The following is a 24778-nucleotide window of genomic DNA, read 5'->3' as shown; positions in this document are numbered from 1 at the left end:
TACACATAAGACACAGGGGGATTTAGAAAACGATGGATACACACGTAAAAACGGGCGGACGCCCTGTTAAACCATATGAGAACAATCGGGCGCGGATGCTGATATCCTGTCCCGACGGCCCCGGCATCGTAGCCGCGGTGTCGCAATTTCTCCATGAACACGGCGCGAACATCGTTCAGTCGGACCAGTATACGATGGATCCGGAGGGCGGCATGTTTTTCATGCGGATCGAATTCGACCTGGAGCAATTGGAAGACCGGGTGGACGGGCTGAAAGAAGATTTCGGGTCTATCGCGGACAAGTTCGAGATGCAGTGGAATCTGTATCAGCTTAGCCATAAGAAAAAACTGGCCATCTTCGTTTCCAAGGAAGACCATTGCCTGGTCGAGCTGTTGTGGCAGTGGCAGGCCGGAGATCTGGATGCAGAGATTTCTATGGTCGTCAGTAACCATCCCGACATGAAGGAATACGTGGAATCCTTCGGAATTCCGTACCATCATATCCCGGTTACGCCGGATACGAAACCTGAAGCTGAGCAGAAGCAGCTTGACCTCGTCAACGGAAAGGTCGATTTGATCGTGCTGGCAAGATATATGCAGATCGTATCTCCAGCTCTGATTCAGCCCTACCGGAACCGGATCATCAACATCCATCATTCCTTCCTTCCGGCATTTGTCGGTGGCAAACCGTACGCCCAAGCCTATGAACGCGGTGTGAAAATCATCGGCGCCACCGCCCACTACGTAACGGAGGAACTGGATGGGGGACCGATTATCGAGCAGGACGTTCAGCGGGTTAGCCACCGCGATAATGTCAGCGAGCTGAAACGGATCGGCCGGACGATCGAACGTGTCGTGCTGGCTAGAGCCGTGAAGTGGCACATCGAGGACCGGATTCTCGTGCATCAGAACAAAACCGTCGTATTTAATTAAAAAGCTTGATACAGATCAACCAACCGCGCGGCAGACAGGAGTTCACATGCCGCGCGGTTTTTGTTTTCGGGGTAACTTTTTTATCCCGGTTTTCGTTAAGGATATGAAGGGATTTCAGGCAAATACATATCGGAGAGAGGGGAACGTCCTGTGTTTTTTTCAATAAAACGATGCTCGGCCCTTGTCCTGTTCGTGCTTGCGGTTATGACTGGGCTCGGAGCTTTTGTTCCGCAGCCGGCTTCCGCGGCGGGACCGGCGATCGGCATTCAAACCGAGGTCGGCTTTGAGGGCAATGTGAAAATGAATGAATGGAGCCCGTTGACCATTACGCTGAACAGTAACACGGACGTGTCCGGGGAGCTTGTGGTTCAGGTCGAAGATCCTTATAACGGGACGAGCGTATCCCATATAAAAAAGGTCGATTTGCCGGCAGGAACGACCAAGGCTGTCACGTTCGGCATCTTGGGCAGCAGCTTTGACAATAAGAACAATGAAATTCGTTTTTACGAAGGCTCGGCCGAGTCGGGCAAATATATTCCTTTTTCCACCGGCAAGCCCTATTTGCTTAGCTCAGTCAATCGAAATACGCTGATCGGCACATTGGCAGGCGATCCCGACACCATGAATTTTTTGGCGGCTTTGAATGGAACCGGGAATAATGCAGGCATCATCCCTTTGAAGGGCGAACAAATTCCCGAAGACGGGGTATTGCTTTCCAGCTTGGATGTGCTCGTGTTGAACAATTACCCGACAGACACCCTGAACGACAAGCAAATGGAAGCCGTTCGCTCATGGGTGAACCTGGGAGGAACGCTGGTGCTTGGCGGGGGCCAAGGCTACGCCAAAACGGCTCAAGGGTTCGAAGACTTGTCTCCCGTAGAATTCAAAGGAAGCGCGGATGTCCGCTCCTTCCCCGAGTTGGTGCAAATCGGAGGCAAGCCGCTGTCTTTAAGTGAACCCTTTCCCGTATCTTCCGCGGTCGTGAAAGAGGGGGCCCGGGCGGATATCTCGTCCGAATCGCTGCCTTTGTTTGCTTCCTGGGCTTCAGGTAAGGGCAGGGTTATATACGCCGCCTATGATATGGCGATGGAGCCCCTGCATAGCTGGGGCGGGCATGCAGCCGTATGGAATACGGTACTAAAAGAAGAATTGTCAGCGAATTCCGGCACAATGGGAGGCTGGGTCTCCGGGACGAACATGATGTCAGGCGTAAGCTACTTACTGGATCTGTTCCCGTCGTTGACGCTGCCTCCATTCTCCCTGCTGCTTTGGCTATTGCTGGGATATGCCGTTATCGTAGCTCCTGTGTTGTATTACGTGCTTAAGAGATTCGATAAGCGGGAATGGTCCTGGGGGCTTATTCCGCTGATTGCGGTCATTGCCAGCGTCGGTATTTACGTTGCCGGCACCTCCGGTAAATCAAGCGTACGCACGCATACGCTCAGCATTGTGGAACTCGACGGCAAGGGACAGGCTACGCGGTCTGCAGCCACCGCCTTGTTCGTACCGCGCGGCGGCACTTACAATTTGACCTTTGCGGCCGGTACTTACGTTTCCGTGACACGAGAGGACGGGCTATTGGGAGGCGGGCAATCGGGAGGAGCCAACCGGCAGTTGATTCGGGTAAAACCGGAGGCGACGGATGTAAAATTGAGAGATATGACGCACCGTTCGATTGCCAAGCTATGGATGAGTAAATCGGAACCGCTCCAATCCGGAGCGATGAAGATTGAGGTTTCCTATGATGACAAGGGCAATCTGCAGGGTACGGTTACGAACGGAACCAACGGTGATTTGAGCGATGGAGCCTTGCTGGCCGGAGGGAAAGTGTATGCATTGGGAGAGATTCCTAAAGGTAAATCGGTTCCGGTTCCCCCTTCCATTGCATCCGTAGTATACCAAGATTACGGTTCAGCTTTGTTTCCCCATACCTCGACCTCGGGTAGAAACGACGATTATTTGCTCGAACGTCAACGTGGAATGATCAATCAATATGTAGGTACCGGGTTAGTCTCCGGCAATCCCGTATTTCTCGCCTGGAACAAGGAAGAACTGGGTGATTATAAAGTCAACGGCAAAGTAGCGGCCTCTGAGCAGCTGAATATGATTGTGCAGTCTTTTACGCCAAGCTTCACCCATAACGGCAAAATGTCGATCCCATTTGGACTAATCGCTGCTAAGGTTACTGAAACGACATCCAAAGAATGGGCAAGCGAGGGGCCCGGCAGGGTGAATATGTCGCCCGGCGACATTACATTGGAGTACGAATTACCGAAAAGCAACGATATTCATTATTCGAATTTGGAGCTGCGCTGGACTTATTCGGGTGATCAGACGAGCGCGATGATTTGGAATTGGGATAGTGGGGCATGGGAAAAGCTGGACGGATTGAACAAATACCAGGCTGAATTCACCACAACCGCAAAATCCTATTTACAAAACGGGTACTTGAAAATCAAAATTACGGCCGGAGAATGGACTTCCTTCGACCTCCCGGAAATCGCCCTGAAAGGAGAGGCCGGAAAATGATTGAAATTCAAAATTTGACGAAAACCTATGGCGGGTTTGATGCCCTGAAGAATGTCAATCTGTCGATTTCCAAAGGAACCGTATTTGGCTTCGTGGGCCCGAATGGAGCCGGAAAGACAACTACGATGTCCATTTTGGCCACTTTGCTCGCGCCTACCTCGGGAAGCGCCAGGGTAGGCGGATTCGAGGTGACGGAACAACCGCATGAGGTACGTAAGAGAATCGGCTACATGCCTGACTTTTTTGGAGTTTATGATCAGTTTAAGACGACGGAATATCTGCATTTCTATGGCGCAAGCTACGGGATTCCGCGGTCAGAGCGGGAGCAATTAATCCCGCAATTGCTGGAGCTCGTCAATTTAAGCGACAAAAAGGATGCTTATGTGGATAGCTTGTCGCGCGGCATGAAGCAGCGCCTGTGCCTGGCCCGCTGTCTTGTACATGATCCCGAAGTGCTTATTCTGGATGAGCCGGCTTCGGGACTTGATCCCCGCGCCCGGATCGAAATGCGGGAAATTCTGAAGGAATTGAAGCTGATGGGCAAAACGATCATTATTTCGTCGCATATTTTACCGGAGCTTGCGGAAATGGTGGATGAGATCGGTGTGATCGAGCACGGGGTCATGGTCGCCCAAGGCAAAGTGAGTGAAATACAAAACCGGCTTAGAGTAAAAAGAGTGCTTCATATCCGTGTGCTCGATCGGGCGGAGGAATTGGCGGAGCGGCTTCGTGACGAGGCGCATGTCAGCCAGGTGTTTCATGACGAGACCGGCATCCACGTACACTTCGGCGGCGGCGATGCCGAGCAGTCCCGGTTGCTTGGCGGCATGATTTCAGCCGGGTATCAGGTGATATCTTTTCATGAGGCGCAAAGCAATCTGGAGGACGTATTCCTAGAGATTACGAAAGGGGGAGCCGATCATGAACAAATGGCGTAGAGTGCTCATTAATCCCGTGCTCGGCAAGGAATTTACTTTGCGGATGCGGACCCCCAAGTCAGCTTTTTCCGTATTTGCTTATGTGCTTGTGATGGGGCTTCTTGCGATGGGCATTATTTACGTGATGACGTCCGGCGGGGGAATTCAAAACGGCAGAGTCGACTCCGGGGTGAGCCGGATGATGTTTTACGCGTTAAGCATCGCGCAGCTCGTATTGATCGCGTTCATGACTCCTGCTCTGACGGCAGGGGTGATCAGTGGTGAGCGGGAAAAACAAACCCTGAATATGCTGCTCACCACACAGCAAAGCTCGGCCACTATTGTTTTGAGCAAGCTCTTTTCATCGCTCAGCTTCATGACGTTGATTATCCTGGCGACTTTGCCGGTATATAGCATCGTATTTTTGTACGGCGGGGTATCGCCGAGCCAACTGGTATCCGTGTTTCTGTTTTATTTGTTCGTGATGCTGCTGCTCGGGTCGATCGGCGTATTTTTCTCCACACTGTTAAAAAGAACGATCGTGTCGGTAATTATGACCTACGGCGTTGGCCTTGTAATCTTTCTGGTGACCGGGTTGGCTTATCTGTTTGCGATGAGTATAGATCGAGCCAGCTATTACAATTCAGGCGCACCGATGCGGGCTTATTCATGGGTAGGCTACCTGCTCGGACTTAATCCGGCCGGGGCGCTGATCAGCATTTTCGAACCGTCGTTTTCTGAATCGGCGTTTATGGTACAGCGGAGCAACCTCCAATCCTCGGCACCTATCGAATTGTGGCAGGAATTTATTGTTGTTTACAGTCTGGTGATCCTGTTATTCTTGTGGATCGCCATCCGCCGCATTCGGCCGGTTCGAGGTAAGAAGCAGCGTAAGAACAACATTCCGGACAATCCAGTAAAGCCGGTAAATCCGGATGAGGGAACCTAACCCTTTTTGCTATAACTCTATGACAATTCAGTATAATTGGGAGTATCAACAGCAGGAGAGGAGGCGGCAAAAGTGGAGCAGTTGAACAATCAATTAAACATGGTGCGCCGGCGTCTGCAATGGTTTCGGGAACTGGCCGGAATCAGGCAGGGTTGCCTGGCCGGGCTGCTTGCCGCCTCTCTTTTGCTTGCGGCAGGGAGGCTTTGTCCAATAGAAGGCGTTATATTTTATGCCTTGGGAAGCCTGGTCCTGCTGACTGCGGCGGGTTGGCTGTGGGGACGTCTGCGCCTGATCCCGCTCGCTGAAGCTGCTCGTGAAATGGATACCCCGGAAGCGGGGAAGGAAAGACAGGATTTTATGACAACAGCGCTGGCCTTTGCCGGAGACGATTCGCTTCCGGCCCGTTTGCAGCGTAAGCAGGCGGAGGAACATGGATCGGCCTATGTGCAGGAGCTTAAACGGCGCCTGCCGCCACCTCGCCGCCGCAAAGGATGGTGGGTTCCTTTGGCAGTTGGTGCGTTGGCGGTCGTCCTGCTATCCGTCCTGCCGAACCCGATGGATCAGGTGCTTGACCAGCACCGGAAGGAAAGGGAATGGATTCACGCCCAGCAAGAGGAGACCGATAAGCGGATCCAGGAACTCGAAACCAAAGAGCTGGAGCCTTTGGCCAAGGATGCTCTTTCCAAGGAGCTGGCGGATTTGCGGCAAGCTTTGGATCGGAGCCGGGAGCCTGCTGAAGCGCTGGATAACGTGGAAGAGGCGATGCAGCGGCTGAAGGAGATGCAGGAAAAACTGGATTTGAAACAGCAGCAGACAAGTGATTGGCTTCCGGATTTGAAGAATCATCATGCAACCGAAGGGCTTGCCTCCGCATTGGAGCAAAAAGATGCCGGTAACCTGGATCAAAAGATGGATGAGCTCCGGCAGAAGCTGCCCGGAATGACCCCGGAGGAACGGCAGGGCTTGGCGGACGCTCTCGATGAGATCGCGAAATCGGCTCCGGAAGGGAATGAGGATGCCAAGCGGCTGGCGGAAGCGTTGAAGCAGGCGGCTTCCGCAATCGACAGCGGAGACCAGGTGATGAGCGATCAAGCGCTGGAGAAACTGGCCGAAGCTTTGAAGAAGCAGCTTCAGACGTCGGATAGCGAGGCCGGGCAGGCTGAAGCTGCCGCCGCCCTCGCTACGGCTTTGGCGAAGCAGGGCATGGGATTGGCTGAGGAAATGGCGGCCTCGGGTCTTGCCGTGTCCGACACGTGGAGCATGGGAGGCAGCGCCGAGCAGCTTGCCGCCGGAGAAGGGGGCGCCGGCGGGGGAGAAGCCGGAGGCGAGGCAGGTAGCGATCCCGGGGCCGGTCAAGGCGCGGAAGGCGCTGGAGGAGCCAGTTCGAACCCTGGGACAGGAGCCGGCTCGGGAAAAGGCACTGGTAATGGTGCCGGAACCGGCAGCGGCAGCGGATCAGGCCAAGGTCAAGGCCAGGGTCAAGGTACGGGCCAAGGCCAAGGACAGGGAGCCGGCGCAGGATTGGGCAGCGGGAGAAGAACTCTGGTGACTACCCCGCGCGATCTGAAAGGGGCCGGCAATGTACAAACCGACGGAGGGCCGAGCACGGGAGGCACCGTGCAAAAAGGCGGGGAATCCCCCGTTTTTGACGGGGTAAGCCGACCTTATGAAGAGGTATACAGCGACTACGCCACAGAGGCGAAGCGTTCCCTGGAGCGAAGAGATCTTCCGCAAAGCATGCAGAGCCTGGTGGAAAATTATTTTACGGAGATAGATCCCGGTCCTTAAGCCGAGACAAGAGGAGGAGAATTGTGATGTTGGAACCGTCAGCCCAGGTGAAATCGTGGAGCGATACGATCGATCATGTACGCGAGCAGATTTCTCGCGTCATTGTCGGACAGCAGGAAGTCGTAGAACAGATGCTTTGGTGCATTTTTGCGGGAGGACATGCTTTGCTTGAGGGGATTCCGGGACTCGGAAAAACGGTGCTGGTGAAGACGATTGCCGATACGCTGGACCTGTCTTTTTCGCGGATTCAGTTTACGCCGGATTTAATGCCGAGCGATATCACCGGGACGAATGTCATCAGCTTCGGTCCGCAGGGCACGGCGGACATGGTCTTTCAGGCAGGCCCGGTGTTCAGCAGCATTGTGCTGGCCGATGAGATTAACCGGGCATCTCCGAAAACCCAGAGCGCGCTTTTGGAAGCGATGCAGGAGCAGACGGTGACCGTCGGCGGGGAAACCAGGAAGCTGCCCCAGCCTTTTTTTGTATTGGCGACGCAAAATCCTCTGGAGCAGGAGGGAACCTATCCGCTGCCGGAAGCGCAGCTGGACCGGTTCATGGTTAAAATCCACGTCGGTTACCCGTCTCCCGAGGAACTCAAGGAAATCGTCCGGCGAACGACCTCGGGCAATCCGCCGGTCCCTGAAAAGAAGACAACGGCTGCCGAGCTGCTGGCAATCCGCAAGGCCTCCAAAGAAGTACTGCTGGCTGATGAAGTGCTGGATTACGGGGTCCGCTTGCTGATGATGACCCACCCGGAGGAGAAGGAAGCACCGGCTGCCGTAAAGAGCTATGTCCGTTTTGGTTCCGGTCCGCGCGGGATTCAGTCCATCGTGTCGGCAGCCAAAGTGCGGGCGATTTCCAAGGGGAGGCTGCACGTTTCTACCGGAGACATCGCGGCGGTAGCCGTTCCGGCACTACGGCACAGGTTATTTCTTAACTTTGAAGGTCAGGCGATGGGCATTTCTCCGGACACGATTATCGAAGAAGTTCTCTCCGCTTTGGAGGGGGCCCGATGATGAGCCCGCTGCTTCCGCCCGGCCTGCTTCCCAAGCTGGAGCGGTTATCGGTGAATTCCAACCGGAGAGTACGAGGAACCGTGCAGGGTAAACGGCGGTCGGGGCAATTCGGCGCCTCTCTCGAATTCGCCGATTACCGCGAGTACACGCCGGGGGACGACATCCGCCGTTTTGACTGGAGCGTTTACCGCCGGACGGGCAGGCCTTTTGTAAGGCAGTACTGGGATGAGCAGGAAATGTACGTGAGTCTTTACTTGGACATTTCGGCGTCCATGGATTTTGGCGGTCAATCGACATCAGATCAAGGGGGAATCACCGGGCCGGAGAACAAGCTGCAATATGCCAAAATGCTGGCGGCTGCCATCGGTTATATGGCACTGGCTTCCGAAGACCGTGTTCAGGCTGCTTTATTTTCGGCTGGAATTGAAGACAGGCTCCCGGGTATTCGCGGAAAAGCCTCGGCTTCCAGACTATTTTCCTTTTTGCAGGAAGCGGCGGTTTCGGGTACCGGGGATATGTCCCGGGCGTTGCATACTCCGTCTTCCTTACCGGTTAGACCGGGAATGACCTGGATTTTCTCCGATTTGTGGTTTGAGGGCGGAACGGAGGAAATAAAGGCTACACTTTCTTATTTTTTGGCGGCGGGTCAGGAAATCGTGCTGGTTCATATCGTTTCGCAGGATGAGCTTCAGCCGGAGGTTAGCGGAGACTTGCGCCTCGTGGACAGTGAGCTCGGAACGGGTAAAGAGGTAGCGATTACCGGCAAGGTGCTTGATGCCTACCGGAACGAGCTGCTTAAATATACCGGAGAAATCTCAGGGTATTGCAGTGAACGGGGCATTCGTTATGTACAGACGCCGACCTTTTGGCCGCTGGAGAAGGGGATTTTTGAAGCGCTTCGCGGAGCGGGAGCCATCGTTTTTTAATGAGGCGGAACAAGAACGCAGGGATCAATAGGACAGCTGGGATGGAGGGATAGCGTAATGGGGATTGCTTCTTGGGCAGGTTTATGGTTCGGATTGGCTTTGCCGGCCATCGTCATCATGTATTTATTCAAGCGAAAATATCTCGATACGATCGTTCCGAGCCATTTGCTGTGGAACCGGGTTCTCCGCAATATAGAAGCCAACCGGCCATGGCAGAAGCTTCAAAACCGGCTGCTTCTCTGGCTTCAGCTGCTTGCCGCAGCCCTGCTGGTAGCCGCGCTGATGCTGCCTTTCGTATGGGTCCAGGGCGGACGCCAGGGACATACGGTAATCATTGCCGATACGTCGGCCAGCATGAGCGCGGTTTGGGGTGCGGCTGAACGGGATAAGGATAAGCAGGATACGAAGTTGGACCGGATGAAGAAGCAGCTGAGAGAGGACATCGACGGGATGTCTTCAGGCCAAGAGGTGACGCTGCTGAAGCTTGGAAGTCAACCTCAGGTCCTGCTATCCAGGGAAAAGGACAAGAACGCGCTTAAGAAAGCTGTCTCCGAGTTGTCTGCGGATTATGGAAAAGCGGCCTATCGTGAGACGCTGTCTCTGGCTTCTGCTCTGACCCGGAACGACCCGGAGGCAAGCGTCGCGATCTATACGGACGGCCAGTGGCCCGATGTTTCCGGCTCCGGGAATGTCGAGTTTGATGTTCCGGTTCAAGTGAACTCCGTTCAAGATGAGCAGGCGGGCAATACCGCCATCGTTCAATTCGGGGTCAGGCAAGACGGGGAGGAGAGCGGAGTTTCGGGCGTCGCCGTCGTGAAGAACTACCGGAAGGATAAAACGGAGGCCTCGCTGGACTTGTATGGAGACGGACATTTGTTGGCCACCCATCAAGTGGTTGTAGAAGGCGGGAAGAGCGCAACGGTTTCTTTCGAGCGGCTTGATTCGGCCGAAGTGTATAGGCTGTCGTTGAGCGGCGGGGATGCCTACGCACCGGATAACGAAGCGTACGCCTTTCGCGAGAAGGCGGATTCGGCCAATATACTGCTGCTTTCTTCCGGAAATCTATTTCTGGAAAAAGCGCTACAATTGACCGGGTCCCGAGTTACGCGCATGGATCCGGGTGCTTCTACCGGCAAGAATGGCGGTTCCGGAGCTCCGGCATTGCCTGACGCCAAGCCTGATATCATCGTCATCGATGGTGCGGAGCCCGATTTCGCACGGGAGGGTGCATGGAGAAATCTGTTGAAAGAAACCCCGCTATGGACTTGGGGAGGCGGAGGTGAGAAAGCGCAGCCGGAAAGCGCGGAAACGGAAACGTTAAGTCATCCCGTAACTCGTTACTTGTCATTATCTGAGGCGCCGACAGGGCAATTGTTGAAGAGGGAGGTTCCTGTATGGGGAGAACCTCTTCTGAAAATCGGCAGCCTGCCCGCGGCTTATGCGGGAAAAGATCAGGGAGTAGCCCGGCTGGTTTTCCTGTTTGCGCTTGAGGACAGCGATCTTCCGCTGCGTCCCGAGTTTCCGATTCTGGTGAACAATGCGGTGGAGTGGCTGCGAACCGGGAAAGCTACCGGTCTTGGGCGTGTCATGGCCGGAGCCAAGTTGGATCTTCCCGTCGCTGCTGATGATATCGAGGGGACCTGGATTCCTCAGGAGGGCTTTGCTTTGCAGGCCGGGGCGGAGCAGGTAACGGCAGAGCGGAAGCAAGGCGTGGTCTCCTCCCGTCAAACGTCTCCCGGCATTCCGGGATTGTGGCGTCTTGAAGTTCAGGGATCGGAAGGTGCGAAAGAACGGAATTTTTTGGTGCAAGTAACGGCCGACCCGGCGGAATCCGCATTTGAAGGCATACAGCCGCTCCAGGGAGCAGGAAACCTTTCGGATAGGCCTGTTGAAGGTGCTGTTCAGATGGAGAACGGAAGGCAATCCGGACAGTCCGACAGCCTGATCTCCAAAAGCAGGCAATCGCTGGTTTACCCTGCCGCGCTCTTGGCGCTGCTTGTTATTTTAGTGGAATGGGGGGTGTATCAGCGTGGGCGTTCAATTTGATCATCCCTGGGTATTGCTGCTGTTACTTCCCCTTGCCATCGGAGCGTTCTATGCTTATCGAACCGACTTCAGGCTGAAGGGGGGCCGCAGGAAGTGGGCCGTCGGTTTACGTACGACGATTATTGCTTTGCTGGTGCTTGTGTTGGCGGGATTTCATACATTTACTTTGGTGAAGGACAAAGAAATCATCTTCTTGGCGGATCGTTCCGCCAGTATGATGGACCAGGATCCCGTATGGGACTGGATCAATAGGGCCGGCGCCGAAAAAGGACCGGATGACCGCGTCGGAACGGTAGCCGTAGGGCTGGATGCGGCCGTCGAGAAAAATCTGGATACCGCACCCGTTTCCGGGGGGAGATCCGAAGCGGCGGTGAACTCCGGGTTCACCAATCTGGCAGGAGGACTACAGCTTGCAGGCAGCCAGTTCGGAGGCGGGGAAAACCGGCGCATCGTGCTCATATCGGATGGGGAGAACAATGTCGGAAACGTCCTTACGGAAGCGGCTATGCTTAAGGAACGAGGAATAGCGGTAGACGTGCTGAAGGCGGTGCCGCCGGAGTTGAATGATGCCGCGGTAGAGGCTTTTCATGTACCTGAGAAGCTGTACCGCGCGGAGGCGTTTGCTTTTGAAGTGCTGATCCGAAGTACGTTTGCCGGAGCCGGAGAGCTTCGTTTGTATGAGGACAACCGGGAGATCGGAAGGCAGAACGTCACACTGGAACGCGGGGAGAATCTTTTTTCGCTCCAGGGATTGGCCAAAGATCCGGGCTTGCACCGTTACCGTGCAGAAATCTATGTGGACGGCGACGAGCAATCGGCGAACAATGCCAGTTATGCAATCACCCGGGTTACGGGGAGCCCGAAGGTGTTAATTGTTGAGGGAAAGCAAGGAACCTCCTCCAACCTGGAAAATGCCCTGGCTTCCGGGTTGATCGATCATACGGTGATCGGCCCGGGCATGCTGCCGTCGGAGCTCGTTAAGTATGCGGGTTACGAAAGCATTTTGTTTAATAACGTCTCCGGTGAACAGGTCGGCGGCAAGCAGATGGATTTGATTGAACAAGCGGTCCGTTCTTACGGCATCGGATTCATGATGATCGGCGGGGAGGAAAGCTTCGGAATGGGCGGTTACTTCAAAACCCCGATCGAGAAGCTGCTTCCCGTATCCATGGAATTGGAAGGCAAGCGGGAAATCCCCTCGCTGGGCTTGATCCTCGTGATCGACCGTTCAGGCAGTATGGGAGGGGACAAGCTGAAGCTGGCTCAAGAGTCGGCGATCCGCACCGTGGAGCTGCTAAGGCCCAAGGATACCGTGGGCGTGGTGGCTTTTGACGATCAGCCCTGGTGGGTGGTCGAGCCGCAGAAGCTGGATGACAAAGACGGCGTAATCGCAAAAATAAACAGTATTCCAAGCGCGGGCGGAACGAATATTTTTCCGGCGGTATCGGCAGCTACGGAGGAAATACTGAACGTTCAGGCCCAGCGAAAGCATATTATTCTGCTGACGGACGGACAATCCGCTGTGAATTCGGGATATGATGACCTGCTGAAGACGATGACGGACGGGAAAATCACGATGTCGACCGTGGCCGTGGGGGACGATGCCGATGTCAATCTTCTGCAAAGTCTGGCCGCCGGGGCAAAGGGACGGTATTACCTTGTGAAGGACGCAACGACGCTTCCGGCTATTTTTAGCCGGGAGGCGGCCATGATCGCCAGAACCTATATTGAGGACAAGCCGTTTGTTCCCTCTATTGTTCAGCCCGGGGACTGGAGCGGCTGGTTCCATGACGGATTGCCTAGCATTTACGGCTACGTAGCTGCAACACCGAAAATGACGGCCCAAACGGTATTGTCCAGCCCGGAACCGGACCCGCTGCTGGCAAGATGGCAGTACGGATCGGGGCGGACCGTGGCCTGGACCAGCGATCTGACGGGCAAATGGTCACGCGATTTCGTGAAATGGAGCCGTTTTCCCGGATTTTTCGCCGATATGGTGAAGTGGACGTTTCCGCAGTTTGCGGCTTCGCCTTATGAAGTCAACACTACCGTCAACGGTAATGAGGTGACCTTCGAAGTGACGGCAGAGGGCGCCGAAGCTCCCGAGGAGCTTGAAGCGCTGGTCAGCGGGGAAGACGGAGGCGAGGAGCGCGTCCCGCTCACCCAGGTTTCCCCGGGCGTATACGAAGGGAGTATGGCGGTGAGGTCTTCGGGATCCTTCCTGCTTCAGCTGCGGAACCCGAGCGGAGCCGACGGGGATGAGGGCGAAACGGCCGGGATGCAGGGAACCGGCTTCGTCATCCCGTATTCGCCGGAATACCGGCTGCCCCCGGCCGAGCCGGAGGATACGCTGCAGGCCGTGGCCGAGCTGACTGGCGGCCGCGTCTTGGACTGGAACAAGCCGGAGGCGGCGTTCCAGTTCACCGCGCAGCCGACGCGGTCGCTGCGCGGATGGGAGCGCCCGCTGCTGGGTGCGGCGCTCCTGCTCTGGCTCGCCGACGTCGCCGTGCGGCGTCTGGCGCTGCCTTGGGGCCGCGTGGCGGAGGCCATCGCCGCGGCCATGCCTTGGCGCCGCCGCGCCCGCGCGCTTGCGGCGGCTGCGCAGCCCGGTGTATCCGCAGGCGCTGCCGCGGATGCCGGGCTCGCCCGGCTCGCCGCGCGTAAATCGCGCGCGGCCGCCTTTTACGGCGCGGGCGGCGACGGCACGGAACGCGGCGGCATGCCGCCTGCGTCCGGACCCGCGGCCCAGCCGGGAGCTGCACCGACGGCGTCGCCTACCATGTCACCGACGGCCAAATCGCCGTCGCGTAACGCTCCGCCACCGGCTGCACCGTCGCCACCGGCCGCACCGTCGCCATCGGCTGCATCGTCGCCACCGACCATGTCGCCGACAGCCAAACCATCGCCTGGCGCATCGCCGACAGCCAAGCCATCTCCGCCATCGGCCGGTCCTCAGGCTCCAGGCCCATCATCACCGCCTTCCCCTCCGCGGGAGACGGCCGAGCCTGACCAAAACGGCACATCGTCCCAGGGCGGGACGGGGAGCGATCGTCTTGGCCGCCTTTTGGATGCCAAACGGCGCGGCCGGCGCTAGTCTCGCAGGTTTTATTTCGATTTGACTGGGCGATTTACCGCGATATTATGCTAAATACATCCTTTGTCCGCCCTTCGTGGACAAAACCTCAAAATCTCTTTTCAAAAGAGGACAAAAGGAGAGTAGAGACCCTCAAAGTCATCTAATCCATATATAGATACCCTTCATCATAATTAATACTATATACGGACTTGCTAGACCCGAGGCGCTGATATCTCTTTCACGGAAAAGTGTCCACTCTTTGAAAGACAAATTAAAGGTTTTTTCCACGCTAGGCGGACATTTTCGTAATACAGGCTGTCCTTATTACATCCACTGAATATGCTTGTACCAACAGCTCCAATTGTTTGGGGCTGTTTTTGTTTTTCTTCTTTCGAATGATACCTGAAAAAAACAAACCTGAATCCCAAATTTCACGCCTTGTTGAAAGCGTTTTAGGGAGCAATAATTGACCTATCTTGAATCTAGGGGGCATGAATGAATGGTAAAAAGAGCAGCATTGAAGCCATTGGCGGTAATCTTGGCCGCAGTGATGGCGCTAAGTCTAGCGGCTTGCGGAAATAGCGGCAAGAGCGATACCGCCGCAACCGAGAAAAACAATGGCGCGGCTGTGCAAGGCAGCAGCAGTGACAAGAAGATCACAATTACTTTCCAAAACATTTATCCAGACCCGACGACCCCTTCGCACAAGACATTAAATGAACTGGTCAAACAGTATGAGGCGGATCACCCCAATATCCACATCGAACTGGATACGCTCAATACGGACCAGCAAAAAGTAAAACTGAAAACACAAGCCGCTTCCAAGGAAGTGCCGGACATCACGATCGTCAACCCGGCGGCGCAAATGAAGCCGTTCGTAGATGCGAAATTGTTCGCGCCGCTGAACGATATGCTGGATCAAAACGGGCTGAAGGATACGTACCAAAGCGGATTGCTGGATTACTACAGCTTCGATGGCAATGTGTACGCCCTGCCGGACGGCAACAATATTGAAGTCGTGTATTATAACAAGGAATTGTTCGAGCAAGCCGGAATCGCCAATACCCCTACGACTTATGAAGAATTCCTGAACACAGTTAAAACGCTGAAAGCAAAAGGAATTACCCCGCTTGCGATCGGGGAGAAGGACTCCTGGACCGGTTCGTTCCTGTTCATGAATATTTTGCTCCGCACGAATGGAGGTCCCGGATTCCTGCAGGATGTGATGGACGGCAAAAAAACATTTGAAGATCCTGCGTTCATCGAAGCGGTGGACAGCTTCCAGGAGCTGGTACAAGCCGGCGCGTTCCCGGACGGAGCGACTTCGATCGATGCCAATGCCGGGGGCAATATTTTTAAATCGGGCAAAGCGGCCATGTGGGTGATCGGTTCCTGGGAGACCGGAGCGATCGATGCTTCCTCCGTGGCGGGCAAAGTTGGAGCATTCCAATTCCCGACCGTAAACGGCAAGGGCGATCCTGATGAATTTATGCTGGCGCCGGGCAGTGCGTTCGCCATATCCGCAAACAGCGAGCATCTGCAAGAAACGAAAGACTTCCTTAACTACTTCGCTCTCAATTTTCCGAAGAAGCAATTTGAATTCAAAAATGCGGTCGGTCTTGGCCAAAAAGTGGACGGTGACCTGAAGGCGGCCGGTTATTCCGATCTGGCGATCGAGGTCGCAGAGCTGTTCAATAACGTTAAAGGCGGCGACCTGGCGTTTGACAATACGATGAATCCGGCTACGGCCCAAGTGCATCTCAGCAGCATCCAGAACCTCTTCGTACAAAAGGTTGACTCCGCTCAAGTGGCGAAAGAGCATCAAGCGGCTTTTGAGGCCAACAAGGAATAAGGAATCACGGATTCCGAGCGCGTTATACCGTCGATGCGGGGCAGCTTCGTGCTTCTCCGCATCGAATTTATATGAAGGGGCGAAATAAGATGAAAGTTCTCAAGGTACCCGCCGGAACAATAGCCGTCTTCGTATTGCCGTGTTTGCTGCTTTATGTGTGCCTTGTTTTTGTACCGATCCTGGTTTCCTTTTATAGCGGACTGCTAAAATGGGACGGCATCGCGAATGCGGAATTTATCGGCCTGGCCAACTTCCGGGATATGTTTGCGAATGATCCTGTTTTCTGGCCGTCGGTCAGACGGACGCTGCTCTACGCGCTGGCCTCCATGCTGGAAATTCCGCTCTGTTTATGGATGGCGATTTTGCTTCACCGTTATTTGAAAAATGGCAGCAGACTGGCGTCCATTTATTTTACACCCGTTATTTTATCGGTCGTTATTATCGGCCAGCTATGGAAAACCATCTATAACCCTATCTCCATGGGCGGCATGCTGAACGGCGTGCTGGTCTCCCTTGGTTTGGACAACTGGACGCATAATTGGCTGACGGAGCCGAGCATCGCCATGTACAGCATTTATCTCGTTTCGCTCTGGCAGTACTTCGGATACCATCTGCTGATTCAATATACCGGGGTAACCAATATACCGGAAGAGATTTATGAAGCCGCCAAAATCGACGGAGCCGAAGGCTTTAAAGCAGATCGTTTCATTACGATGCCGCTCATAGTTCCTATTTTTAAAATATCGATAGTTCTTGCTTTTATCGGCTCGTTGCAGGCCTTCGACATGGTCATGGTCATGACAGGCGGAGGACCGGCTCATGCGACCGACGTCATTTCAACGCATATGTACAACAGCTCGTTCCTGTCCTTGAAGTACGGGTACGGTAGTGCGATTGCGACCTTCCTGGTAGCGGTATGCCTGTTGTTCACGGTCGTTATCAATTTCTTTTTCAATAAGCTTGAAAATAGATACAGCTAGGAAGGAGTGCACGATATGTTGAAATTCAAAAAGGGAGTCGTGTATCTCCTGTTCGCAATCCCTGTTGTTACTCAGCTTTACCCGCTTCTATGGTTGCTGTTCTATTCTTTGAAAACGAATGAGGAGATCTTGGACGGGAGCTTCTTTTCACTACCGAATGCGCCTCAATGGCAGAACTACAAAGAAGCTTATGAGGCTGGAAATTACTTGAAATATTTGTCCAACAGCGTTTTGGTGACCGGGGTTACAATGATATGCGTGATACTTCTGAGCTCCATGGTGGCTTACGCGATCTCCCGGTTTCGCTGGAAGTACGGAACGGTGGTGATGACCGTCTTCTTGATGGGCATGATGATCCCCATGCAGGCAACCCTGCTCCCGCTGATGGTCATCTTCAAAAATGTTGATATCTTGAACACGCATTTATCGCTGATTCTGCCTTATATCGCCTTCTCCACTCCGATCGCCGTCTTTATCCTTAGCGGATTCATGAAAGGCATTCCTCCTGAGATCGAGGAGTCGGCCTATATTGACGGAGCGAGCATTTACCGGATTTTCCGCAGCATTATTGTGCCGGTATCTATTCCGCCGATGATGACCGTGTGCATTCTGACCTTTATCACGATCTGGAACGAGTATATTTTGGCGGCGACATTTATTTCTTCCGAGAGATTGAAAACTTTGCCGTTCGGGGTTTACACCTTCGTCAGCCAGTATTCCGTCAATTACGGCAACATCGGCGCGTTTCTGGTGATGGGGGCGCTGCCCGTCATTCTGATCTATTTCTTCCTGTCGGGACAAATTACGAAAGGGATGGTTGCAGGCGCGGTAAAAGGCTAATAAATGCATGGATCTATTCGTTACAATTTTAACCTATTTATTTATAATATAAGTGCGAGTTCAAAAAGTAAGCTTTTCAGCACCGAGAAGGTTGCGAGAACCCGAAGAAGGAGGAACGGAGTGTAGGCAAACCCTACATGAGTACCGGACTTCGAGGGTGAACGCAAGATTCGATGTCGAATCCATATCTCGAAACACTTCGTGATCAAAAGATGGCTTTTTGAACAACCTCTATAAGAGCAGCAAAACATCGATGGAAGGAGGTTATCCATGCCTACCGGTTTTCGTTCCATACACCATCGCCTGTTTTTGCTGTTTCTTTTTTGCATGTCCGGCTGTGTGCTCGTAGTAAGCCTGCTTTACTACAATCGGACTACGGATCAGTTTCACGAAAAAATAAGCGATTTATCGCAAAAAAACGTGGCTCAAACCGCGGGATTGTTCAGTTTGATGTATCAGGGCTACGACAGTCTATCCAAATCGCTCAGCAACAATTTCGAAATGATCCGGCTGTTGAATGAAACCAGCGATGAGCCGGCGGTAGAATTTATTAACGAGCAAAGAATTACGAATATTATCGGAGCTATATTTTATTCGCGGGATGATTTGGTTGGCATCCACGTGATCACCAATAAGGGCAAAGTATATAACTACGGAAATTATATGAACGTCGTCAAGCCGAATTATCGGGAAGAGGAATGGTATCGGCAGTTGAAGGATTCATCGGGAAAAATGGTCTGGCTCGGCGTGTACGAGCATTCCTTGATCGATCAAGTGGAGGATAGCCCCGTATTTTCGTTTGGGCGGCAAATCTATGATTTGGATGAGCATAAACCCATCGGCATCGTGCTCTATGAAATGAACCCGGAGCCGATTTTGAATGCCCTGGATAATTTGAAGCTGGGTGAACATAGCGAGGTGTTTCTGGTATCCCAGGATGGCCGCGCCGTGTCTTCGGGTAAGGAGCTGCCGCCGGAACTCGAAAGCCTGCCCTTTGATGCCCCTACGGGCAACGTTCTCGTGCAGCAGGATTCAAAGCATCTGATCGTCGCTTCAAGACTGCCGTTCTCAGGCTGGTCCGTTGCCAGCATGACGCCGAATCGCGACCTCAATGTGGAATTGGTGGAGATGAAGCGTTACCTGCTCATCGTTATATCGATCCTTATTCTAGTGTCTGCCTTAATCGCTTCCATTATCTCGCGGTCGTTCAGTTCCCCGCTCAAAAAACTGATCCGGGAGATGAAGATGGTAGAGATCGGGAATTTCCGGGGGATGTTGAAAGTATCTTCCTATCAGGAAATTAATATTCTTGTTGCTTCCTTCAACAGGATGGTCAATCGGATCGAGGAGCTCATTGAGCGGGTGAAAATTTCGTCGGTCAGCGAAAAAAACGCCGAAATCCACGCTTTGCAATCCCAGGTCAATCCGCATTTTTTGTACAATACGCTGGACATGATTTATTGGATGCTCGATGAAAAAGGGGAGGATCCGCTCGGGGAACTCGTACTGTCCCTATCCTCGATGTTCCGCTATAGCAGCCAGTGGGAGGAAGGCGCGGAAGTCACACTGCGCGAGGAACTGGAGCAGACCGGTCATTATTTGAAGATCATTACGATCCGGTTCGAGGGGCGGCTTCAGATTGAAACGGAGCTGGAAGAGCGCTGGCTTGATTATCGGCTGCCGAAAATGACGGTGCAGCCTGTCATTGAAAATGCGGTGAAGCATGGTCTGGAACCGATGGGCAGACGTGGAAAATTGAAGGTTTATACGCTGCAAGAGGATGATGCTTTAAAGATTATCGTAGAAGACAACGGAAACGGAATGGACCCGGAGCAATTGAACCGGTTGAAGCTGTCGTTAAATCAGGAGGGGCCGAAAGAGACGGGCAAGACGGGGATCGGCTTGCAGAATTTGCATCGCAGGCTGAAGTACATGTTCGGGGAAGCCGGCGGTCTGCAAATCGAAAGCGCTCCCGGAAAAGGGACGCAGGTTGCGATCGTCATGCCGCTGTCGCTGACAGGAAAGGAGCGATGAGCTTGGACATTTTAATTGCCGACGACGAAAGGGCGATCCGGGAAGGCGTCCGGCGGAGCATCCGGAGGAATTGGCCGGATTTTGGACTTTATGTGGCGGCATCGACGGAGGAAGCGGTCAAGCTGATGGGTGAACAGCGGATCGACATCGTGTTGACCGATATTTTGATGCCGGGAATCAACGGGCTGGAATTCATGAAGATTATGAAGCGCAAATATCCTCATGTGAAATGGGTCGTGATTTCGGCACATAGTGAGTTTTCCTATGCTCAGGAGGCGGTGCGGCTGGGAGCCCGGGATTATTTGCTGAAGCCGATCGGTAAGGATCGGCTCTATGAGGTCATTGCCGGCCTTGCACAGGAAATCGCACTTGAAAGCGAAGAATCAAAAGAGCGTGCGCGGCTGATAGCCAACCTGAAATATTTACGGGAAGGCGTGTTTCAACGGTTGGCATTCGGACTGGACGTCGGCAATCTGGATATGGGCTCTTTTATCCAGGAATATCATGATTATTATCTGCTGCTCGTCCAGATGAATGCCGGGGATCGTAGCGTCAGGCTGGAGCATTTTATCGTGGAGAATGTGTTATCGGAGTTGATCGACGGGCATGGGCGCGGCTTTGTCATCAGCTATGACCAAACAAGTCTGCTAGGCTTGTTCACACTTGAGAGACGGGGCGGAATCGAGGATTTTCAAGAGAAGGTCAAGGCGCATTTGTCCCATTACTTGAAAGTGCCGTTTCAGATCGTCGTGTCCGGACAAAACCGCGATATAAAGATGATACCTAAGCTGGTATTTCAGATGAGACAGGCTTGCATGTCCCAGGCTTCCGAATTGGAGCCGCTAAAAGGGAGCGGAGAGAAAGCGATCGATGTCGCCCTGGAGTATATTAAAAAGCATTATTGCGAGGATCTGTCCTTAGAAAAAACCGCTGCGGCGGTCTTTTTGAATCCGGCTTATTTCAGCCAGCTGTTCAAGCAAATCACAGGTCAGGGGTATAAGGAATACGTCACGACCTTGCGGCTTGAGCAGGCCAAGCTGCTGCTCATGAATCCGAAGTTCCGGCTGGCGGAGGTCGCCGAGCGCGTCGGCTATCAGGATATGCGCCACTTTACCCAAGTCTTCAGGAAACGGGTCCAGATGACGCCTACCGAATACCGTCAGCAGCAAAACATAAATATTCTTGTGCCAAGAGAGGGAAAGCTATAAGAGGTAGCAAGTGTCAAAGATGGGTATGGAAAACGGATGCATGAAGTGTTACAATAGATAAAGTCAAAATGATCATTTCAATTTGAATGTTTTACTTAGCAAGCTTAAGCCTTTCTTTGTGCACAAGAATTTTTCCATGACCAAGGAGGAAAAGAAATGCCATTGTCAGACAACAACACCATTGAAAATTTGTCGATCACCACGATCCGTACCCTTGCGATCGATGCGATCGAAAAAGCGAAATCCGGCCACCCCGGCATGCCGATGGGTTCGGCACCGATGGGGTACCAACTGTTCGCCAAAACGATGAACCATAACCCAGACCATCCGACATGGATTAACCGCGACCGTTTCGTATTGTCCGCAGGACACGGTTCCATGCTGCTATACAGCCTGCTTCATTTGTCCGGTTACGATCTCCCTATGGAGGAGCTCAAGCAGTTCCGTCAATGGGGCAGCTTAACGCCGGGCCATCCGGAATTCGGACATACGGCTGGCGTTGACGCTACTACTGGTCCACTCGGCCAAGGGATCGCCATGGCTGTCGGTATGGCAATGGCCGAAACCCAGCTTGCGGCAACTTACAACAAGGGCGATCTGAAAGTGATCGACCATTATACTTACGGCATTTGCGGTGACGGCGATTTGATGGAAGGCGTAGCAAGCGAAGCAGCTTCCCTTGCTGGTCATCTGAAACTTGGCAAACTCATCTTCCTGTATGACTCCAACGATATCTCGCTGGACGGCGAATTGAACCTCAGCTTCTCCGAGAACGTAAGACAACGTTTTGAAGCTTATGGCTGGCAAACGCTGCGCGTTGAAGACGGCAACGATCTGGATGCTATCCAAGCCGCAATCGAAGAGGGCAAACGCGACACCGACCGTCCGACTCTGATCGAAGTGAAGACGGTTATCGGTTACGGAAGCCCGAACAAGCAAGGTAAAGGCGGCCATGGCGGTACGCACGGCTCCCCGCTCGGCGCTGACGAAGCGAAGCTGACGAAGGAATTCTACAAATGGGTCTATGAAGAAGATTTCTATGTGCCTGAAGAAGTGCGCGAACACTTTGCAAAAGTGAAGGAACGCGGCATCGCTGCAAACAAGGCTTGGGACGAAACATTCGCTAAATATAAAGCGGAATACCCTGAACTTGCCGCTCAATTCGAAAAAGCGGTAGCTGGCGAGCTTCCTGCCGGCTGGGACAAGGATCTTCCGAAATACAGCGCCGAAGACAAAGCGGTTTCGACTCGCGTGGCTTCCGGTAATGCACTGAACGGTTTGACTGGCGGCGTACCGCAGCTTCTCGGCGGATCCGCTGACTTGGAAAGCTCCACAATGACGCACCTGAAGGGTCTCCCTGTTTACACGGCGCAAAGCCGCGAAGGTCGCAACCTGTATTTCGGGGTTCGCGAATTCGGTATGGCTGCTGCGATGAACGGGATTGCCCTCCACAGCGGACTCAAAGTATTCGGCGGCACGTTCTTCGTATTTACGGACTACCTGCGTCCGGCCGTTCGTCTGGCTTCGATCATGAAGCTGCCGGTAACTTACGTGCTTACGCATGACAGTATCGCTGTAGGTGAAGACGGCCCGACTCACGAACCGATCGAGCAGCTTGCTTCCCTGCGCATCATTCCTGGTCTGACGGTCATCCGTCCTGCAGACGGCAACGAGACTTCGGCTGCCTGGGCTTATGCGGTTGAGAACCAATCCAACCCTGTAGCACTGGTGCTGACTCGTCAAAACCTGCCGATTCTGGAGAAAACAGCCGAGCTTGCTCGCGAAGGCATCAAACGCGGCGGCTATGTGGTATCCGATGCGAAGGACGGCAAACCGGTAGCGCAAATCATCGCTACAGGCTCTGAAGTACAACTTGCTGTGAAAGCTCAAGCGGCATTGGCTGAAGAAGGCATTCACGTGCGCGTTATCAGCTTGCCAAGCTGGGATCTGTTCGACAAACAGGATCAGGCTTACAAGGATTCCGTCATTCTGCCGGAAGTCAAAGCTCGCGTTGCCGTGGAAATGGCGCATCCGTTCGGTTGGGAGCGTTACGCAGGCGAGAAGGGTTCCGTCATCGGCATCGACATCTTCGGGGCTTCCGCGCCTGGGGACAAAGTGATCGAAGAATACGGATTCACTGTTGAAAATGTAGTGAAACATGTGAAGGATCAATTGAAGTAAGGGATTCGATTTACCGTTGAGGGGAGCGGGAAACGTGGAGCAGCAATTGAAAAATGTAACTGTAGACAAAGCCGCCAACATTTATTTTGACGGCAAAGTAACGAGCCGGAGCGTATGGCTTCCGGACGGCAGCAAAATTACACTCGGGATCATGCTTCCCGGAGAGTACGAATTCGGGACGGACTCGCTTGAAGTGATGGACATTTTGTCCGGCGACCTCAAGGTTCTGCTTCCGGGCGAAACGCTTTGGAGGGAAATCAGCGGCCGCGGCACGTTCACCGTGCCCGCCAATGCTTCCTTCAAGCTGGAAGTCCGCAGCGTAACGGATTACTGCTGCTCCTACGGATCAGGGGCTTAAATGCATCAGGCCGGTCTATCGGCTTGATGCCGGCTCATTGCCTGGCTTCGATTATCTCGATCAAGTTCTAATACATCAAAAGGCAGGTACAAGCTGAGCGCTGTACCTGCCTTTTCTAAAACGTGTTTCAAAATAACAGGAAAACTATTGCTGACGATCGCCGATCTTTTGGCCGATCCAGGCTTCGTAAATCTTGACAACGGCAGACAGGTCTTCGTCCCCGAAGCCTTCGGTCTGCCCTGCCTGAAACAAGCTTTTGGCCAGGTTCAGCATCGGAGAAGGAATGTTTGCTCCGTCCGTAAGCGAGGAGGCGAGCTTCAGATCCTTCAGCATCAGTGCAAGCGAGAACTGGTTGGTGAAGTCATGCTCGATGATTTTGCGCCCCTTCAGTTCGGCGGCTTTGCTGCCGGCCGAGCCAAGCTGGACGAGCTCGAGGAAGCGGTCTGCCGGCAATCCGGATTTCGCCGCGATGGAGAAGCCTTCGGCGAGCGCCAGGTTGTTGATGCCAACGATCGTATTGTGCGCAAGCTTGGCGACTGCTCCGGTGCCGTTCTCGCCCATATGGAGAACTTTTTTGCCGAGGCAGTCAAAAATGTCCATCTCGTTGGCGAGAACTTCGGCATCACCGCCGACCATGAAGACGAGGCTGCCGTCGATGGCGGCCGGAGAACTGCCGGTCACAGGGGCATCAAGGAAGACGCCTCCGAGGTCAACGACCAGACCGGCCAGCTTCTTCACAAGCGCGGGCGAGATCGTACTGCAGTCGATCACCGTCGTGCCGGGCTTAAGTCCGGCCAACACGCCGTCTGCGCCTTCATAAACAGCTGCGATGGAAGCATCGTTGCTGACCATCGTAATGACCGTCTCTGCGCCGGACGCTGCCTTCTTCGGGGTTGAGGCGACCGCTGCGCCGAGTTTAGCCAGCGGCTCGCATTTTGCCGCCGTCCGGTTATATACGGTAACCTCAAAGCCTTGCTTGAGTAAATTAGCGGCCATTGGAGCACCCATCGTTCCCAATCCGATAAAACCGATTTTTTTCAAAGTAGTCACCTTCTAAAAAGAATTGAACAGCATTTAATTATTTTACCATGCAGGCCGGAAACCTGCACATTGCGCCTTGTTTTCGCTGGAAATTTACAGTATCCT

General features: G+C 53.6%; 17 protein-coding genes. 16 read left to right on the top strand and 1 reads right to left on the bottom strand.

Going from position 1 to position 24778, the window contains the following annotated elements; genetic code table 11:
* Positions 1 to 32 precede the first annotated feature (32 nt).
* The 16 genes from purU to ppnP all read left to right on the top strand — a co-directional run bounded on the left by purU (position 33) and on the right by ppnP (position 23632).
* Positions 33 to 932 (top strand): formyltetrahydrofolate deformylase, encoded by a 900-nt coding sequence (gene purU / locus NYE70_RS20100; RefSeq protein WP_211021836.1) that lies wholly within the window; start codon positions 33 to 35, stop codon positions 930 to 932.
* Positions 933 to 1082: 150 nt separating this feature from the next.
* Positions 1083 to 3461, top strand: coding sequence for a DUF7408 domain-containing protein (locus NYE70_RS20095; protein WP_341047763.1), 2379 nt, complete (start codon positions 1083 to 1085; stop codon positions 3459 to 3461).
* The gene (locus NYE70_RS20090) at positions 3458 to 4399 is read left to right on the top strand and encodes an ABC transporter ATP-binding protein (protein ID WP_341047762.1); all 942 of its coding nucleotides are present in this window, start codon (positions 3458 to 3460) and stop codon (positions 4397 to 4399) included. The genes NYE70_RS20095 and NYE70_RS20090 overlap by 4 nt, the downstream gene beginning before the upstream one ends.
* The gene (locus tag NYE70_RS20085) at positions 4383 to 5327 is read left to right on the top strand and encodes an ABC transporter permease (protein WP_341047760.1); all 945 of its coding nucleotides are present in this window, start codon (positions 4383 to 4385) and stop codon (positions 5325 to 5327) included. The genes NYE70_RS20090 and NYE70_RS20085 overlap by 17 nt, the downstream gene beginning before the upstream one ends.
* A gap of 72 nt (positions 5328 to 5399) precedes the next feature.
* Positions 5400 to 7115, top strand: coding sequence for a phage tail tape measure protein (locus NYE70_RS20080; RefSeq protein ID WP_341047758.1), 1716 nt, complete (start codon positions 5400 to 5402; stop codon positions 7113 to 7115).
* A gap of 26 nt (positions 7116 to 7141) precedes the next feature.
* A complete protein-coding gene (locus NYE70_RS20075; protein ID WP_341047756.1) occupies positions 7142 to 8131 on the top strand; it encodes an AAA family ATPase in 990 nt (329 codons plus the stop codon).
* The gene (locus NYE70_RS20070; RefSeq protein WP_341047754.1) at positions 8128 to 9057 is read left to right on the top strand and encodes a DUF58 domain-containing protein; all 930 of its coding nucleotides are present in this window, start codon (positions 8128 to 8130) and stop codon (positions 9055 to 9057) included. Before NYE70_RS20075 ends, NYE70_RS20070 begins: the two co-directional genes overlap by 4 nt.
* A 57-nt stretch (positions 9058 to 9114) precedes the next feature.
* Positions 9115 to 11103 (top strand): vWA domain-containing protein, encoded by a 1989-nt coding sequence (locus NYE70_RS20065; protein ID WP_341047752.1) that lies wholly within the window; start codon positions 9115 to 9117, stop codon positions 11101 to 11103.
* Complete coding sequence (locus tag NYE70_RS20060; RefSeq protein WP_341047750.1) at positions 11087 to 14197, top strand: VWA domain-containing protein; 3111 nt, start codon at positions 11087 to 11089, stop codon at positions 14195 to 14197. The genes NYE70_RS20065 and NYE70_RS20060 overlap by 17 nt, the downstream gene beginning before the upstream one ends.
* 481 nt (positions 14198 to 14678) lie before the next feature.
* Positions 14679 to 16031, top strand: a complete 1353-nt coding sequence (locus tag NYE70_RS20055; protein WP_211021855.1) for an extracellular solute-binding protein — start codon at positions 14679 to 14681, stop codon at positions 16029 to 16031.
* An 89-nt stretch (positions 16032 to 16120) separates the two neighbouring features.
* Entirely contained in the window at positions 16121 to 17011 is an 891-nt protein-coding gene (locus NYE70_RS20050; protein WP_341047747.1) for a carbohydrate ABC transporter permease, read from the top strand.
* 15 nt (positions 17012 to 17026) lie between these two features.
* Complete coding sequence (locus NYE70_RS20045; RefSeq protein WP_341047745.1) at positions 17027 to 17851, top strand: carbohydrate ABC transporter permease; 825 nt, start codon at positions 17027 to 17029, stop codon at positions 17849 to 17851.
* A gap of 270 nt (positions 17852 to 18121) precedes the next feature.
* Positions 18122 to 19885 carry a sensor histidine kinase gene (locus NYE70_RS20040; protein ID WP_341047743.1) on the top strand — a complete coding sequence of 588 codons (1764 nt, stop codon included), beginning with the start codon at positions 18122 to 18124 and terminating at the stop codon, positions 19883 to 19885.
* Positions 19886 to 19887: 2 nt separating this feature from the next.
* Complete coding sequence (locus tag NYE70_RS20035) at positions 19888 to 21093, top strand: response regulator (RefSeq protein ID WP_341047741.1); 1206 nt, start codon at positions 19888 to 19890, stop codon at positions 21091 to 21093.
* A 156-nt stretch (positions 21094 to 21249) separates the two neighbouring features.
* Positions 21250 to 23274 carry a transketolase gene (gene tkt / locus NYE70_RS20030; RefSeq protein ID WP_213656012.1) on the top strand — a complete coding sequence of 675 codons (2025 nt, stop codon included), beginning with the start codon at positions 21250 to 21252 and terminating at the stop codon, positions 23272 to 23274.
* 34 nt (positions 23275 to 23308) lie between these two features.
* Positions 23309 to 23632 (top strand): pyrimidine/purine nucleoside phosphorylase, encoded by a 324-nt coding sequence (ppnP, locus tag NYE70_RS20025; RefSeq protein WP_211021868.1) that lies wholly within the window; start codon positions 23309 to 23311, stop codon positions 23630 to 23632.
* Positions 23633 to 23776: 144 nt separating this feature from the next.
* On the opposite strand, the gene NYE70_RS20020 is transcribed toward ppnP, so the two are convergent.
* Complete coding sequence (locus NYE70_RS20020; RefSeq protein WP_341047738.1) at positions 23777 to 24673, bottom strand: NAD(P)-dependent oxidoreductase; 897 nt, start codon at positions 24671 to 24673, stop codon at positions 23777 to 23779.
* Positions 24674 to 24778 lie beyond the last annotated feature (105 nt).

It is taken from the genome of Paenibacillus sp. FSL R5-0407 (genome assembly GCF_038009185.1).
Lineage (GTDB): Bacteria > Bacillota > Bacilli > Paenibacillales > Paenibacillaceae > Fontibacillus > Fontibacillus vini.
This window is presented reverse-complemented; position numbering and strand designations above follow the sequence as displayed.

Excerpts from the sequence above, each read along its gene's own strand:
- purU (WP_211021836.1), top strand. The coding sequence starts at position 33 with ATGGATACACACGTAAAAACGGGCGGACGCCCTGTTAAACCATATGAG.
- NYE70_RS20090 (WP_341047762.1), top strand. The coding sequence starts at position 3,458 with ATGATTGAAATTCAAAATTTGACGAAAACCTATGGCGGGTTTGATGCC.
- NYE70_RS20085 (WP_341047760.1), top strand. The coding sequence starts at position 4,383 with ATGAACAAATGGCGTAGAGTGCTCATTAATCCCGTGCTCGGCAAGGAA.
- NYE70_RS20075 (WP_341047756.1), top strand. The coding sequence starts at position 7,142 with ATGTTGGAACCGTCAGCCCAGGTGAAATCGTGGAGCGATACGATCGAT.
- NYE70_RS20070 (WP_341047754.1), top strand. The coding sequence starts at position 8,128 with ATGATGAGCCCGCTGCTTCCGCCCGGCCTGCTTCCCAAGCTGGAGCGG.
- NYE70_RS20065 (WP_341047752.1), top strand. The coding sequence starts at position 9,115 with ATGGGGATTGCTTCTTGGGCAGGTTTATGGTTCGGATTGGCTTTGCCG.
- NYE70_RS20055 (WP_211021855.1), top strand. The coding sequence starts at position 14,679 with ATGGTAAAAAGAGCAGCATTGAAGCCATTGGCGGTAATCTTGGCCGCA.
- NYE70_RS20050 (WP_341047747.1), top strand. The coding sequence starts at position 16,121 with ATGAAAGTTCTCAAGGTACCCGCCGGAACAATAGCCGTCTTCGTATTG.
- NYE70_RS20045 (WP_341047745.1), top strand. The coding sequence starts at position 17,027 with ATGTTGAAATTCAAAAAGGGAGTCGTGTATCTCCTGTTCGCAATCCCT.
- NYE70_RS20040 (WP_341047743.1), top strand. The coding sequence starts at position 18,122 with ATGCCTACCGGTTTTCGTTCCATACACCATCGCCTGTTTTTGCTGTTT.
- tkt (WP_213656012.1), top strand. The coding sequence starts at position 21,250 with ATGCCATTGTCAGACAACAACACCATTGAAAATTTGTCGATCACCACG.